This window comes from Stutzerimonas azotifigens DSM 17556, from assembly GCF_000425625.1.
GTDB classification, from domain to species: Bacteria; Pseudomonadota; Gammaproteobacteria; order Pseudomonadales; family Pseudomonadaceae; genus Stutzerimonas; species Stutzerimonas azotifigens.
This window is the reverse complement of record NZ_KE384422.1, coordinates 1-15,200: the sequence shown is the minus strand read 5'-3', so window position 1 is coordinate 15,200 and position 15,200 is coordinate 1. Positions and strand designations below refer to the sequence as shown.

Annotated in this window: 14 protein-coding genes and 2 tRNA genes; 12 read left to right on the top strand and 4 right to left on the bottom strand. The window is 65.8% G+C overall.

Annotated elements, in window-relative coordinates; all coding sequences use genetic code 11:
- Positions 1-32 precede the first annotated feature (32 nt).
- The 12 genes from tpiA to H610_RS0121550 all read left to right on the top strand — a co-directional run bounded on the left by tpiA (position 33) and on the right by H610_RS0121550 (position 10,781).
- A complete protein-coding gene (gene tpiA, locus H610_RS0121605; protein WP_028241611.1) occupies positions 33-788 on the top strand; it encodes a triose-phosphate isomerase in 756 nt (251 codons plus the stop codon).
- Positions 789-792: 4 nt separating this feature from the next.
- The gene (secG, locus tag H610_RS0121600) at positions 793-1,182 is read left to right on the top strand and encodes a preprotein translocase subunit SecG (RefSeq protein WP_028241610.1); all 390 of its coding nucleotides are present in this window, start codon (positions 793-795) and stop codon (positions 1,180-1,182) included.
- A gap of 7 nt (positions 1,183-1,189) precedes the next feature.
- A tRNA-Leu gene (locus H610_RS0121595) sits at positions 1,190-1,275 on the top strand.
- A gap of 92 nt (positions 1,276-1,367) precedes the next feature.
- Positions 1,368-1,444, top strand: a tRNA-Met gene (locus H610_RS0121590).
- Positions 1,445-1,572: 128 nt separating this feature from the next.
- A complete protein-coding gene (gene rimP / locus H610_RS0121585; protein WP_028241609.1) occupies positions 1,573-2,031 on the top strand; it encodes a ribosome maturation factor RimP in 459 nt (152 codons plus the stop codon).
- Positions 2,032-2,076: 45 nt separating this feature from the next.
- Positions 2,077-3,558, top strand: a complete 1,482-nt coding sequence (gene nusA / locus H610_RS0121580) for a transcription termination factor NusA (RefSeq protein ID WP_028241608.1) — start codon at positions 2,077-2,079, stop codon at positions 3,556-3,558.
- A 25-nt stretch (positions 3,559-3,583) separates the two neighbouring features.
- On the top strand, positions 3,584-6,115 hold the full coding sequence (gene infB, locus H610_RS0121575) for a translation initiation factor IF-2 (protein ID WP_028241607.1): 2,532 nt from the start codon (positions 3,584-3,586) through the stop codon (positions 6,113-6,115).
- A 119-nt stretch (positions 6,116-6,234) separates the two neighbouring features.
- The gene (gene rbfA, locus H610_RS0121570) at positions 6,235-6,621 is read left to right on the top strand and encodes a 30S ribosome-binding factor RbfA (protein ID WP_028241606.1); all 387 of its coding nucleotides are present in this window, start codon (positions 6,235-6,237) and stop codon (positions 6,619-6,621) included.
- 2 nt (positions 6,622-6,623) lie between these two features.
- A complete protein-coding gene (gene truB, locus H610_RS0121565) occupies positions 6,624-7,541 on the top strand; it encodes a tRNA pseudouridine(55) synthase TruB (RefSeq protein ID WP_028241605.1) in 918 nt (305 codons plus the stop codon).
- Between the two features lie 118 nt (positions 7,542-7,659).
- Positions 7,660-7,929 carry a 30S ribosomal protein S15 gene (rpsO, locus tag H610_RS0121560; RefSeq protein WP_028241604.1) on the top strand — a complete coding sequence of 90 codons (270 nt, stop codon included), beginning with the start codon at positions 7,660-7,662 and terminating at the stop codon, positions 7,927-7,929.
- A gap of 162 nt (positions 7,930-8,091) precedes the next feature.
- A complete protein-coding gene (pnp, locus tag H610_RS0121555; RefSeq protein ID WP_028241603.1) occupies positions 8,092-10,200 on the top strand; it encodes a polyribonucleotide nucleotidyltransferase in 2,109 nt (702 codons plus the stop codon).
- Positions 10,201-10,409: 209 nt separating this feature from the next.
- Entirely contained in the window at positions 10,410-10,781 is a 372-nt protein-coding gene (locus H610_RS0121550) for a BON domain-containing protein (protein ID WP_028241602.1), read from the top strand.
- Between the two features lie 47 nt (positions 10,782-10,828).
- Here H610_RS0121550 and H610_RS0121545 read toward each other — a convergent pair whose 3' ends face one another.
- From H610_RS0121545 to H610_RS25245, 4 genes are all read right to left on the bottom strand, one after another.
- Complete coding sequence (locus H610_RS0121545; RefSeq protein ID WP_408055011.1) at positions 10,829-11,149, bottom strand: DUF2845 domain-containing protein; 321 nt, start codon at positions 11,147-11,149, stop codon at positions 10,829-10,831.
- A complete protein-coding gene (locus H610_RS0121540) occupies positions 11,146-11,445 on the bottom strand; it encodes a DUF2845 domain-containing protein (protein ID WP_084166525.1) in 300 nt (99 codons plus the stop codon). Before H610_RS0121540 ends, H610_RS0121545 begins: the two co-directional genes overlap by 4 nt.
- Positions 11,445-14,315, bottom strand: a complete 2,871-nt coding sequence (locus H610_RS0121535) for a DUF748 domain-containing protein (RefSeq protein WP_028241599.1) — start codon at positions 14,313-14,315, stop codon at positions 11,445-11,447. Before H610_RS0121535 ends, H610_RS0121540 begins: the two co-directional genes overlap by 1 nt.
- 787 nt (positions 14,316-15,102) lie before the next feature.
- Positions 15,103-15,200, bottom strand: a 98-nt coding sequence (locus H610_RS25245; protein ID WP_152529143.1) for a hypothetical protein, incomplete at its 5' end; no start/stop codon positions are given.

The following is a 15,200-nucleotide window of genomic DNA, read 5'->3' as shown; positions in this document are numbered from 1 at the left end:
ATCTGCGCCCACTTTGATCGACGAGGTAAAGCATGCGTCGCCCCCTGGTAGCTGGTAACTGGAAGATGAACGGTACCCGCGCCAGCGTCGCAGAGCTGATCCAGTCCCTTCGCCAGCAGGCCTTGCCTGAGGGTGTCGAAGTCGCGGTATTTCCGTCCTTTCTGCATATCCCTCAGGTGATGGCCGAACTGGATGGCGATTCCATCGCCGTCGGCGTCCAGGATTGCGCGTCCCAGACCGGGTTCGGTGCATTGACTGGCGAGGTGTCGGTGTCCCAGGTGGCCGAGTTCGGTTGCCAGTGGGTGCTGGTCGGTCACTCGGAGCGTCGGCTCGTGCTCGGTGAGAGCGATGAGCTGGTGGCCCGGAAGTTTGTTGCGGCGCGGGAGGCGGGGCTCAAGCCCATGCTCTGTGTCGGCGAGCGGCTCGAGGAGCGCGAGGCGGGCGAGACCCTGTCCGTGGTCGAAAGACAGCTCGAAGCCGTGCTGGATCTGGCGGGTATCGCCGGGTTCGAGGAGGCGGTCGTCGCCTACGAGCCGGTCTGGGCGATCGGTAGCGGGCTGACCGCGACGCCCGAGCAGGCGCAGGAAGTGCACGCCGCGATACGCGGCAGGCTTTCCCGGGAGGATGCCGAAATCGCCGCTGGCGTGCGGATCCTCTACGGCGGCAGCGTCAAGCCGGAGAACGCCCAGGAGCTGTTCGGCATGGCGGATATTGATGGGGGCCTGATTGGAGGCGCCTCGTTGAAAGCGAATGATTTCGGTGCGATCTGTCGCGCCGCAGGGAACTGAACAGATGTTGCAGACAGTTGTTATCGTGGTGCATCTGCTGGTGGCCCTCGGACTGGTCGCGCTGGTGCTGATTCAGCAGGGGAAGGGTGCCGACGCCGGAGCCTCCTTCGGCTCGGGGGCCTCGGCTACCGTGTTCGGAAGCCAAGGTTCGGCTACCTTCCTGAGTCGCGTTACTGCTATACTGGCGACCGTTTTTTTTGTGACCAGTCTGGGGCTTGCGTTCTACGCCAAGCAGCAGGCGGACCAGCTTTCCCGGGCTGGCTTGCCTGACCCGGCGGTCCTGGAAGCCCCGGCCCGGCCGGCGGCTCCCGCAGTGGAAGATGTGCCCGCGCTCGAAGAGCAGGCACCTGCCCCGTCGGCAGGTGACGTGCCCCAGGCGCCGGAGCAGCAGTAAGGGTTTTGCCGAGGTGGTGGAATTGGTAGACACGCTACCTTGAGGTGGTAGTGGCCATAGGCTGTAGGGGTTCGAGTCCCCTCCTCGGTACCAAACAAGCGGGCCCGCATCATGCGGGCTTTCTTGTTCTCAGGGCCCGGTTGACCCTCTCGCAGGTCGGCCGTATAATTCGGGCCCAGCTTTGACGCGGGGTGGAGCAGTCTGGTAGCTCGTCGGGCTCATAACCCGAAGGTCGTTGGTTCAAATCCAGCCCCCGCAACCAGTCGAACAAAGGCCCCTATCTAGGGGCTTTTTGTTGGGTAACAGCCAGGCCGCCGGCCTCGACAGGCGGTCAGTAGGGATGGGCTTCAGGCCCATTTTTCATTTTCAGAGCATGCACGAGGGACTTCGATGTCGAGCAAGCTAGAACAGTTGCAGGCTTTGTTGGCCCCCGTGGTCGAAGCGCTGGGTTATCAGTGCTGGGGCATCGAATACCTGTCCCAGGGGCGCCACTCGTTGCTTCGTGTCTATATCGATCACCCGAACGGCATTCTGGTCGACGACTGCGAGAAGGTCAGTCGCCAACTCAGCGGTGTGCTCGATGTCGAAGATCCGATCAGCGCCGAATACACCCTCGAGGTGTCGTCGCCCGGCATGGATCGGCCGTTGTTCACGCTGGAGCAGTTCGCGGCACACGCGGGCGACCAGGTAAAGATCAAGCTGCGCACTCCGTTCGAGGGGCGGCGCAATTTTCAGGGCCTTCTCCGCGGGGTGGAAGAGCAGGACGTGGTCGTGCAGGTCGAAGATCACGAATATCTGCTGCCGATCGATTCGATCGACAAGGCCAACATCGTTCCCCGGTTTGATTAAGCGCGGATCCGCAGACCCCAATGGATTGCGAAAGGCGAGGCGTACATGAGCAAAGAAGTACTGCTGGTTGTTGAGTCGGTCTCCAACGAGAAGGGCGTACCGGCCGGTGTCATTTTCGAGGCGCTGGAGCTGGCGCTGGCGACTGCGACCAAGAAGCGCTATGAAGACGAGGTCGACCTGCGCGTGCAGATCAACCGGCAGAGTGGAAACTACGACAGCTACCGGCGCTGGACCGTGGTCGAGGAAGACGACCTGGAGAACCCGGCCGCCGAGCTGACCGTCGAGCAGGCGCGCGAGCGCAAGGACGATGCCAAGGTCGGCGACGTCATCGAAGAGAAGATCGAGTCGATCGAATTCGGCCGTATCGCCGCACAGACCGCCAAGCAGGTGATCGTGCAGAAGGTGCGCGAAGCCGAGCGGGCTCAAATCGTCGAGGCCTATCGCGATCGCGTCGGCGACATCATTTCCGGCACCGTGAAGAAGGTCACCCGCGACAGCGTCATCGTCGATCTCGGCAACAACGCCGAGGCGCTGCTGGCCCGCGAGGACATCATCCCGCGCGAGACCTTCCGCGTCGGCGCCCGCGTGCGTGCGCTGCTGAAGGAAATTCGCACCGAGAACCGCGGCCCGCAGCTGATCCTGTCGCGCACCGCGCCGCAGATGCTGATCGAGCTGTTCCGCATCGAGGTGCCTGAAATCGCCGAGGAACTGATCGAAGTGATGGGCGCCTCCCGTGATCCGGGCTCGCGCGCCAAGATCGCCGTGCGCTCGAAGGACAAGCGCATCGACCCGCAGGGCGCCTGCATCGGCATGCGCGGTTCGCGGGTACAGGCCGTCTCCGGCGAGATCGGCGGCGAGCGGGTGGATATCGTGCTGTGGGACGAGAACCCGGCGCAGTTCGTCATCAACGCCATGGCGCCGGCCGAGGTCGCCGCCATCATCGTCGACGAGGACGCCCACGCGATGGACATCGCCGTGGCCGAGGACAACCTGGCGCAGGCCATCGGCCGTGGCGGTCAGAACGTCAGGCTGGCGAGCCAGCTGACCGGCTGGACCCTGAACGTGATGACCGAGGCCGACATCCAGGCCAAGCAGGAAGAGGAAACGGGCGACATCCTGCGCGCCTTCGTCGACGAGCTGGATGTCGACGAAGAGCTTGCCCAGGTTCTGGTCGAGGAAGGATTCACCACCCTGGAAGAGATCGCCTACGTCCCGATGGAGGAAATGCTGGCGATCGAAGGGTTCGACGAGGATATCGTCAACGAGCTGCGTTCCCGCGCCAAGGACCGCCTGCTGACCAAGGCCATCGCAACCGAGGAGAAGCTGGCCGATGCACAGCCGGCCGAAGACCTGCTTTCGCTGGAAGGCATGGACAAGGAACTTGCGGTCGAACTGGCCGTGCGCGGCGTGACGACCCGCGAAGATCTGGCGGAGCAGTCGATCGACGACCTGCTCGACATAGACGGCATCGACGAAGAGCGTGCCGGCAAGCTGATCATGGCCGCCCGAGCCCATTGGTTCGAGTAAGCGTGCGGCCCGAGGAGAGGAATGCATGACGCAAGTCACGGTGAAAGAACTGGCCCAGGTGGTCGACACACCGGTCGAGCGACTGCTGCAGCAGATGCGTGAGGCAGGACTGTCGCACACCAGCGCCGAGCAAGTAGTGACCGATAACGAAAAGCAGGCCCTGTTGGCGCACCTCAAGAGCAGCCACGGGGACCGGCTCGAGGAGCCGCGCAAGATCACGCTGCAGCGTAAGACCACCACCAAACTGAAGGTGGCCGGCAGCAAGACCATCAGCGTCGAGGTGCGCAAGAAGAAGACCTACGTCAAGCGCAGCCCGGACGAACTGGAAGCCGAGAAGCAGCGCGAACTCGAAGAGCAGCGTGCGGCGGAAGAAGCGGCACGGCTGAAGGCCGAGGCCGAAGCCCGCGAGCGCGCAGAAGCGGAAGAGCAGGCCCGCCGGCAGGCCGAAGAAACGGCCAGGGCCGCGGCACAGAAGGCTGAAACCGAGGCGCAGGCCCCGGGCCAGCCCGCCGAGGCGGCTGCGGAGCCGGCAGCGGCAGCGCCTGCCCCTCGCGTGGTCGCCGAAGAGCGCAAGAAGGATGAACCGCGCCGTCCGGAGAAGGTCCGTGCAGACGAGGACGATCGCCGTGACCGCAAGCATGCCCAGCATCGGCCTTCGCTGAAGGGCAAGGCGGCGCCGCTGACCCGTACCGTGCGCAGCGGCGACGACGAAGCCGACGGTTTTGGTCGGCGTGGCGGCGGTCGTGGCAAGGCCAAACTGAAGAAGCGGAACCAGCATGGTTTCCAGAACCCTACAGGACCTGTCGTGCGCGAAGTTTCGATTGGCGAGACCATTACGGTCGCCGAGCTGGCTCAGCAGATGTCCGTCAAGGCAGCTGAAGTCATCAAGTTCATGTTCAAGATGGGGTCGCCGGTCACCATCAACCAGGTGCTCGACCGGGAGACCGCTCAGCTGATCGCCGAAGAGCTCGGCCACAAGGTCAAGCTGGTCAGCGACAACGCACTGGAAGAGCAACTGGCCGAATCGCTGAAGTTCGAAGGCGAGGCGGTGCCGCGTGCACCGGTGGTGACCGTGATGGGTCACGTCGACCACGGCAAGACCTCGCTGCTGGATTACATCCGCCGCGCGAAGGTGGCGGTCGGCGAGGCCGGCGGCATCACCCAGCACATCGGCGCCTATCACGTGGAAACCGACCGCGGCATGGTCACCTTCCTCGACACCCCCGGCCACGCGGCCTTTACCGCGATGCGCGCCCGCGGTGCGAAGGCGACCGACATCGTCATCCTGGTGGTGGCGGCCGACGACGGCGTGATGCCGCAGACGGAAGAAGCAATCCAGCACGCGAAGGCGGCCGGCGTGCCGATCGTCGTCGCGGTGAATAAGATCGACAAGCCAGAAGCGGACCTCGACCGGATCAAGAACGATCTGGCCGGCCGCGACGTGATTCCGGAAGAGTGGGGCGGCAACACCCAGTTCGTCGCCGTGTCGGCGAAGGTCGGCACCGGCATCGACGAGCTGCTCGAAGCGGTTCTGCTGCAGGCCGAGCTGCTCGAGCTGACGGCGACCCCGAGCGCGCCGGGACGCGGCGTCGTGGTCGAGTCGCGCCTGGACAAGGGTCGCGGTCCGGTCGCCACCGTGCTGGTGCAGGACGGCACCCTGCGCCAGGGCGACATGGTGCTGGTCGGGGTCAACTACGGTCGCGTTCGCGCCATGCTCGACGAGAACGGCAAGAACGTGAAGGAAGCCGGGCCGGCCATTCCGGTCGAGATCCTCGGCCTGGACGGCACGCCGGATGCCGGCGACGAGCTGATCGTGGTGGCCGACGAGAAGAAGGCGCGCGAGATCGCGCTGTTCCGTCAGGGCAAGTACCGTGAGGTCAAGCTGGCCCGCCAGCACAACGCCAAGCTCGAGAACATTTTCGAGACCATGGGCCAGGACGAGAAGAAGACTCTCAACATCGTGCTCAAGGCAGACGTTCGCGGCTCGCTGGAAGCGCTGCAGGGTTCGCTCAGCGATCTGGGCAACGACGAAGTCCAGGTTCGCGTGGTCGGCGGCGGCGTCGGCGGCATCACCGAGAGCGACGCCAACCTGGCGCTGGCTTCCAACGCGGTGCTGTTCGGCTTCAACGTGCGCGCCGATGCCGGTGCGCGCAAGATCGTCGAGCAGGAAGGTCTGGACCTGCGCTACTACAACGTCATCTACGACATCATCGAGGACGTGAAGAAGGCGCTGTCCGGCATGCTCGGCAGCGATGTCCGGGAGAACATCCTGGGCGTGGCCGAGGTTCGCGACGTGTTCCGCTCGCCGAAGTTCGGCGCCATCGCCGGCTGCATGGTCATCGAGGGCATGGTGCACCGCAACCGTCCGATCCGCGTGCTGCGCGACGACGTGGTGATCTTCGAGGGTGAACTCGAGTCGCTGCGCCGCTTCAAGGACGACGTGTCCGAAGTCCGCGCCGGCATGGAGTGCGGTATCGGTGTGAAGAGCTACAACGACGTCAAGGTCGGCGACAAGATCGAGGTCTTCGAGAAGGTCCAGGTCGCGCGGTCGCTGTAAGCGGCTTCAGGCTACAGGCGGCAGGCTTCAGGCAGTGCATGGCGTGCTGCCTGGGCTTGCCGTTTGTTTTTGTGTTCTGGCCTGCAGCTTGAAGCCTGCAGCCTGTAGTGAGGTCCCATATGGCCAAAGACTATAGCCGTACCCAGCGCATCGGCGATCAGATGCAGCGTGAGCTGGCATTGATGATCCAGCGCGAAATCAAGGACCCCCGCCTGGGCATGGTGACCATCACGGCGGTGTACGTGAGCCGCGACCTGTCGCACGCCCAGGTGTACATCACCGTCATGGGGCGGGACGACGATCCGGACGCGATCGAGCTGAACCTGCACATTCTCGGCGAAGCGGCCGGCTTCCTGCGCATGCAGCTGGGCAAGGTGATGAAACTGCGCACCGTGCCGCAGCTGCATTTCCGCTACGACGCCAGCATCCGCCGCGGCGTGGAACTGTCGGCGCTGATCGAGCGCGCGGTCGCCGAAGACCGCAAGCACGGCGACTCCGAGGAGTGACCGTGGCGCAAGTCAAACGCATCCGCCGGCGCGTCAACGGCATCATCCTGCTCGACAAGCCGCGCGGCCTCACGTCGAACGCCGCGCTGCAGAAGGTCCGCTGGCTGCTCAACGCCGAGAAGGCGGGGCACACCGGCAGCCTCGACCCGCTGGCCACCGGCGTGCTGCCGCTGTGCTTCGGCGAGGCGACCAAGTTCTCGCAGTACCTGCTCGATGCCGACAAGGGCTACGAGACGCTCATGCAGCTCGGAGTCACCACCACCACCGGCGATGCCGAGGGCGAGGTGGTCGAGCGCCGTGCGGCCGAGGTGTCGCGCGAACAGCTGGAAGAGGCGCTGCCGCGCTTTCGCGGCGAAATCTCCCAGGTACCGCCGATGTACTCGGCGCTCAAGCGCGACGGACAGCCACTGTACAAGCTGGCGCGGGCTGGAGAAGTGGTGGAGCGCGAGGCGCGTTCTGTTACCATTGCGCGCCTGGAATTGCTGTCGCTGGAAGCGGACCGGGCCCGGCTCGCCGTTTCCTGCAGCAAGGGGACCTATATCCGCGTGCTGGTCGAGGACATCGGCCGGATGCTCGGCTGCGGCGCCCACGTGGCGGAGCTGCGGCGGACCCAGGCCGGGCCCTTCGGGCTCGACCGCACGGTGACGCTGGAGGCGCTGGAGCAGGCGCACGCCGAGGGCGGCGCGGAGGCGCTCGATGCCTTCCTGCAGCCGGTGGACAGCGGCCTGGAGCACTGGCCGGAGGTCGGCCTGTCCGAGCATGCGGCCTATTATTGGCTGCACGGCCAGCCGGTGCGGGCACCGGATGCGCCGAAGTTCGGTCTGGTTCGCGTACGCGACGGCCAGGGCCGTTTCATCGGCATCGGCGAGATTAGTGACGATGGGCGCGTGGCGCCGCGTCGGTTGATTCGGTCGGAATGACCGTCATGCTTCGTGCAGACCGCGCGGAGCATCGGAGGGTGGCTGTCAGCAGGCACGGTCATACCTCCTTTTCCAACACGGGAAGCGATTCCCGGCCTGTTCACTCAAGGAGCCCATCATGGCACTGAGCGTTGAAGAAAAAGCCCAGATCGTTAACGAGTACAAGCAGTCCGAAGGCGACACCGGTTCGCCCGAAGTGCAGGTTGCGCTGTTGACCCACAACATCAACAAGCTGCAGGACCACTTCAAGGCCAACGGCAAGGACCACCACTCCCGTCGTGGTCTGATCCGCATGGTGAACCAGCGTCGCAAGCTGCTGGACTACCTGAAGGGCAAGGACACCACTCGTTACAGCACCCTGATCGGTCGTCTGGGTCTGCGTCGCTAAGCGGCGGCGAGCTGGAAGTTGGAAGCTGGAAGTCCGGAGTGAAGGCGGGGGCGACCCCGCCTTGGCTTCGGGCTTCCAGCTTTCGGCTTTCTGGAGGAACGGCCGGTCCGATACCCGCCGCTCCCCACGATTTCCCCAAGGCAACATAGAGAAGGAAACACCGTGAATCCGGTAACCAAGAAATTCCAATTCGGTCAGTCGACCGTCACCCTGGAAACGGGCCGTATCGCCCGCCAGGCTTCGGGCGCCGTGCTGGTGTCGATCGATGACGACGTCACCGTGCTGGTCACCGTGGTGGCCGCCAAGCAGGCCGATCCGGGCAAGGGCTTCTTCCCGCTCTCGGTCCACTACCAGGAAAAGACCTACGCGGCCGGCCGCATCCCCGGCGGTTTCTTCAAGCGTGAAGGCCGCCCGTCGGAGAAGGAGACGCTGACCTCGCGTCTGATCGATCGCCCGATCCGCCCGTTGTTCCCCGAAGGCTTCATGAACGAAGTGCAGGTCATCTGCACCGTCGTTTCCACCAGCAAGAAGACCGATCCGGACATCGCCTCGATGATCGGCACCTCCGCGGCCCTGGCGGTCTCCGGCATTCCGTTCAACGGCCCGGTCGGCGCTGCCCGCGTGGCCTTCCACGAAGACACCGGCTACCTGCTGAACCCGACCTACGAGCAGCTCAAGGCCTCCAGCCTGGACATGGTCGTGGCCGGCACCGAGGAAGCCGTGCTGATGGTCGAGTCGGAAGCCAAGGAGCTGACCGAAGACCAGATGCTGGGCGCCGTTCTGTTCGCCCACCAGGAGTTCCAGGCCGTGATCCAGGCGGTCAAGGAATTCGCCGCCGAAGCCGGCAAGCCGGCCTGGGATTGGACCCCGGCCGCAGCCAACACCGCGCTGCTGGACGCCATCCGCAGCGAGTTCGGCCAGGCCATTTCCGAGGCCTACACCATCACCCTCAAGCAGCAGCGCTACAGCCGTCTCGACGAGCTGCGCGAGCAGGTCGTCGCCCGCTTCGCCGGCGAACAAGAGGGTCAGCCGTCGGTCGGCGAGGTCAAGGACGCCTTCGGCGAGATCGAATACCGCACCGTGCGCGAGAACATCGTCAACGGCAAGCCGCGCATCGACGGCCGCGACACCCGCACCGTGCGCCCGCTGAAGATCGAAGTCGGCGTGCTGCCCAAGACCCACGGCTCGGCCCTGTTCACCCGCGGCGAGACCCAGGCGCTGGTGGTCGCGACCCTCGGCACGGCGCGCGATGCGCAGCTGCTCGACACCCTGGAAGGCGAGAAGAAGGACGCCTTCATGCTGCACTACAACTTCCCGCCGTACTCGGTCGGTGAAGCGGGCCGCATGGGCAGCGCGGGCCGCCGCGAGATCGGTCATGGCCGCCTGGCGCGTCGTGGCGTGCAGGCCATGCTGCCGAAGGACGAGCAGTTCCCGTACACCATCCGCGTGGTATCGGAAATCACCGAGTCGAACGGCTCCAGCTCCATGGCCTCGGTCTGCGGCGCCTCGCTGGCGCTGATGGACGCCGGCGTGCCGATGAAGGCGCCGGTTGCCGGTATCGCCATGGGCCTGGTCAAGGAAGGCGAGAAGTTCGCCGTGCTGACCGACATCCTTGGCGACGAGGATCACCTGGGCGACATGGACTTCAAGGTGGCCGGTACCGCCAATGGCGTCACCGCGCTGCAAATGGACATCAAGATCCAAGGCATCACCGAGGAGATCATGGAGATCGCCCTGAACCAGGCGCTGGAAGCGCGCCTGAACATCCTCGGCCAGATGAACCAGGTCATCGCCCAGTCGCGCAGCGAGCTGTCGGCCAACGCGCCGACCATGCTGGCGATGAAGATCGACCAGGACAAGATCCGCGACGTGATCGGCAAGGGTGGCGCGACCATCCGCGGCATCTGCGAAGAGACCAAGGCCTCGATCGACATCGAGGACGACGGTTCGATCAAAATCTTCGGCGAGACCAAGGAAGCGGCCGAGGCGGCCAAGCAGCGCGTGCTGGCGATCACCGCCGAGGCCGAGATCGGCAAGATCTACACCGGCCGCGTCGAGCGCATCGTCGACTTCGGTGCCTTCGTCAACATCCTGCCGGGCAAGGACGGCCTGGTGCACATCTCGCAGATCAGCGATCAGCGCATCGAGAAGGTCACGGACGTGCTGAAGGAAGGCCAGGAAGTGAAGGTCCTGGTGCTCGACGTCGACAACCGCGGCCGCATCAAGCTGTCGATCAAGGATGTCGCTGCCGCGGAGGCATCCGGCGTCTGACGTCGGCTCCGTGTATGAAAAAGGCCCCTTCGGGGCCTTTTTTCGTTTTGGCTGTCATCGGTTTTGCCCGGCTATATGCAAGGCTTCCTCTTCCTGCACCACGGTGCGTCATGGGTATGCCGTCTAGCGCGGCATTTTCGAGTCCTCGGATCGAAAATGGGGCGCGCCTGTCAAAGCTTACGTATCCCAGATGAAACAGGAGTAAGCAGATGACCAAGGTAAGCCGCTCTCTGACCGCTGCCCTCGTGACCACCACGCTCAGCCTGCCGCTGGCCGGCCTGGCCCTTGCCGACAGCGAGAGCTCGCCGCTGATGCTGGCCAACGAAAGCACGATGGAGCACAAAGCCGAGCAGGCCGGCGAAGCCGTCTCCGACACCTGGATCACCACCAAGGTGAAGTCGGCGCTGCTGGCCGGCGACGCCACTCCCGGCATGGATATCGAAGTGGAAACCAAGGACGGCGTCGTCTCGCTGTCCGGCACGGTGGCCACCGAGGCGCAGCGTGAGGCTGCGATCGACAAGGCCAAGACCATCAAGGGCGTCCGCGATGTCGCGGCAGACGGTCTGAAAGCCGTCGAGTGATCCCCCTCGCGAACACGCCCAGCTTCGGCGGGGCGTGTCTCGTTGCGCTAGCGGCCCCGCGCGCTGTCGATGCGGCGCAGGCGGTTTCCCTCGAAGCGCAGGTAGTGGTACATCCCGTTGTTCGGACCATAGGTCCACTCCTCGACGGCGACTTCCTGGCGGAAGCCATAGTCGTCCAGCACTTCCCTGTAGCCCTCGAACGTCCGGTTCGCCGGCTCTCCGCACTTGTAGGCCACTTCCGCCGCCGCGTCGCCCAGGCTGACCAGGCCGCTGCCGCAGCGCCAGGTCGACGAGGCGTGCGCCTGGCAGGCGATGCCGGAGAGGAACAGCAAGGCGAGGCTCGCCTTCCACATGGACCAGCGGCTCATCGGTCCCGGCGCATCTCGATGCGCACCAGCCGGTTGGCTTCGAAGGTGAGGATGTTGAACGCGCCGTTCTGCGGCCCGTAGACCCATTCCTCGATCAGACTTTCCTGACGCTGGTTCGGGCCGATTCCGTAGCCGATCAGGTCGCGCTGCACGGGTGGGCCGCACTTGCGTTCCACCTCGAAGGCGCGATCGCCGGTGCTGACCAACTGGTTGCCGCAGCGCAGCGTGTCGGCGTGGGCCACTGGCAGCACGGCCAGCATGAGCAGGCCGATCATGGGTAACAGGCAGCCTTTCATCACAGTGCTCCCAGATGCAGGCGGGCGGTGACCCGCTCTTCCTGCGCATTGTCGGCCTGCGACGTGGCCAGCAGGTAGATGCGCTCGGCCGCGAGCCCGCCGGCGTCGACCAGATAGTCCTTGATGCTGTTCGCGCGCGCCTGGCTGAGGCGATCGAGCAGCGCGCTGTTGTCGCTCCAGGACTCCACCACCGCGTCGCGCAACCGCGTGGCACGCTCGGTATCGTCCAGCTCCGTCCATTCCTGCGGGGGCTGGCGCTTGAGGCGCGTGCGGTAGATGCCCTCGAGCAGGGCGGCCTTTTCCTCCTCCGGCACCATCAGCTGGGCGGGATCGGCCGGCACCCGCTCGCCGCGGTTCTGCAGCGTGCGGTACCAGAGCCGGCGGTATTCGTCCTCGAGGCGCTGCCGGGCGATAAAGGAGCCGTCCAGCCGCGGCAGGCTCCGGCCTTCGACCTCAAGCCGCAGGGCAGGGCGTTCCTGCAGTGCCTTGGCCAGCACGTCGAGCCGGTGCCGCGCCGCCTCGTCGAGCTGCGAGGTGCCGGGCGCGAAGGGTACTTCGCCGAGGTCCGGCTGATCGCCCGCCACCAGGCTGCCGAGCATCCGGAACGGCGCCTTGGCCGCGCGTACCACCAGGTTGCGCAGCGTCTGCCAGACCACCGGCATGACGTCGAACTGAGGGTTGTTCAGGTCGCCGCGCACCGGCAGCTCCAGGGAGATGACGCCGTGGCTGTCCTTCAGCAGGGCGACCGCCAGGCGTACCGGCAGGTCGACCGCATCAGGGCTGTCGACTTTCTCACCGAGTTGCAGCTGTTCGACCACCACCTTGTTCTGCGCATCCAGCTGGCCCTGCTGGACCCGGTAGTGCAGGTCGAGGTTCATGCGCCCGCGCTGGATGCGGTAGCCGGCGAACTTGCTCGAATAGGGGCTCAGGGTAGTGAGTTCGACCTGCTGGAAACGGGTGGCCAGGTCCAGGCTCTGCAGCGGGTCGAAGGGTGTCAGGCTGCCTTCGATGCTAACCGGTGCGTAGCGGTCCACGCGCCCGGCGATCTTCACCGGGGCCGCGCTCGCCTGCCGGTTGTCGAGGGTGCCGATGCGCCCGGAAAGCTGCTCGATGTTGGTGCCGAAGGGCGGGCGCAGGCTGAGGTCGGCGAAGTCGCCCGATCCCTCCTGCAGGACGATCTCGCCGATGTGCAGCGCCAGTTCGCCCTTCGCTTCTTCCTGCGCGGCGGCTGCCGCCTCGCCGTCCGGGGGCTCGACCAGCAGTTCGCCGAGGTTGGTGCTCTGGTCGGGGTTGATGATGAAGCGCGCATAGGGGCGGTCGAGCTCGACCCGCCCCACCGACAGCAGCCGGTCGTGCTCGTAGCGCAGGTCATTCAGCCCCAGGCGCTGCCAGCGCAGCAGGTCGCGGCTGCGGATCGTATCGAGGGTGTGCAGCTGGTCCACCTGGGCCTGGCCGCTGACGACGAAGGCGAGGGGCTCGGTGCCCTGCAGTTCGACCTGCAGCGCGCTGCTCAGCAGGCCGCTGCGCAGCTCCACCTTGGCATAGGGGGTGAGGTAGGCTTGGGCGACGCGCAGGTCGATGTCCTCGAGATTCAGCTGCAGCTGGCCGCCGGGCGGCTCTACCGACAACTCGCCCTGCGCGCGCACCTGGCCCTGGCGGCCGACGCCGGTGTCGAGCGAGAGAGCGAAGGGCTGTTCGCCGGCACTGTCGAAGCGCTCCACCTGCAGGTTCAGCGGGCCCAGTTCGAGGGCCACCGGTTGTTCGGGCACGGCGTCGGCAAGGTGCAGGCGGGCGCCGTTCAGGCGGCCGTCGTTGACGCGGATGCGCCAGGGGGGCGTCTGCTCGGCGTCGTCGGGCGTGCTCTCGCCGGCTGCGTCGGCGAACAGCCGCTGCCAGTTGAGCTGGCCGTCCTGCCCGCGTGCCAGCCAGGTTTCGAGACCGTCGACAACGATCCGACCAAGTGTGACGCGCTGCTCCGACAGGTCCAGCGAGGTGTCTTCGATCTGCAGGCCGGCGACCCGCAGCAAAGGGTCGCCGGCCTGGCTGTCGAGCGCCAGCGGACTGAGCTTCAGGCGGGTATCGCTCAGGGTCAGGCGGGTTTCGTCGGCGAACTCGAGCCGGTAGTGGGTGGCGAAATCCAGCGCGCCCTGCTGCAGGCGCAGCGGCACGCTGCGTTCGGCATAGGGCCACAGGCTCTTGAGCTGGAGGGCGTCGAGCTGCAGGTCGCCCTCGGAGCCGAGCGGGTCGAGGCTCAACTGGCCTTCCCAGCGCAGTTCGCCACCGCCCGGGCCCCGTGCGACCAGTTGCGCGTCGGCCTGTCTGTCCGGCGCGGTGCTGAGCTGGCGCAGTTCGAGGTCCAGGTTGTCGTAGACGAGCTCGATCGGTTCTTCGGTGCGCTCGTCGCGAAAGCGGAGGTAGCCACGGGATAGGGCGAAGCGGTCGATCTGCAGCGGGAACAGCTGCCCTGAGCGGTCGTCCGCCGGCTCTTGCGGTTCTGCCGGCTGCTCGAACAGCTGCTGGAGGTTGAAGGTGCCGTCGGCGCTGAATAGCGCCTCGCCGCTCAGCCCCTCGACCTCCATGTCGGCGAGGTACAGGCGGCGCTGCCAGAGGCTGCGCCATTCGAGGTCGAGATAGAGGCGCTGGAAGCCGAGCTGCTCCGGCTCGCCGAGCGACAGCCCGAAGGCCTGGGCTTCCAGGCTGAAGGGATTGAATTCGAGCCGCTCGAGCCGCGCCGGGCCGTTGACGTACTGCTGCAGCTGGCCGTTGATCAGGTGCAGCGCCACGCCCGGCAGCACCAGAAAGCCCAGCAGGCTGTAGAGCGCGAGGCCGATCAGGGCGACGATGAGGGTGCGTTTCAATCCTTTGGGCATGGCAGCCAGCCGGTTTCTTCGTGGGGGGACTGACTTGGAGTATGCCACCAGGGCCGGGTTCAGGCCGCCGCGGCGCTCGCAGATTTCTACCCTTGGTACTTGAGGGGCCCTGAGGTTAGCGACCTCACCTGTGCCAGAGTTCCGGGACGCTTTCCTCGAGCTTACAGATTACGCCTTGCACGGCGCGTCACTTTACTTGTTTGCCGATCGCCGTCCGGGCCAAGAACAAGTAACCCAAAAGAAGGCCGCCCGGCAGCCGGGCATCGGGCGTAGTACCGGATCGGCCCCTTCTCACTCCGGGAGAGGGCTGGTGCGCAGAGCCTTTCCCTCATCCGGCCCTGTGGGCCACCTTCTCCCGGCGGGAGAAGGGAACAGCCCGGCATTGCCTGCAGCTCGCTGCACACCTGTAGGAGCAGGCTCTGCCTGCGACCATGGCACCTGTAGCCTGCTCCCGGAGCCCTCTGAGAGGGCTGGGGAAAGGGCAGGTGCACGGAGCCTTTCCCTCATCCGGCCCTGTGGGCCACCTTCTCCCGGCGGGAGAAGGGAACAGCCCGGCGTTGCCTGCAGCTCGCTGCACACCTGTAGGAGCAGGCTCTGCCTGCGACCATGGCACCTGTAGCCTGCTCCCGCAGCCCTCTGAGAGGGCTGGGGAAAGGGCTGGTGCACGGAGCCTTTCCCTCATCCGGCCCTGCGGGCCAGCCTTCTCCCGGCGGGAGAAGGGAACAGCCAGGCGTTGCCTTGGCCCGTGGGGTGCGCCATGCGCACCTTGGCCGGCCAAATCGCTCGATCAGCGCTCGATCGCCAGCGCCACGCCCTGGCCGCCGCCGATGCACAGGGTCGCCAGGCCCTTCTTCGCGTTGCGGCGGATCATCTCGTGCAGCAGGC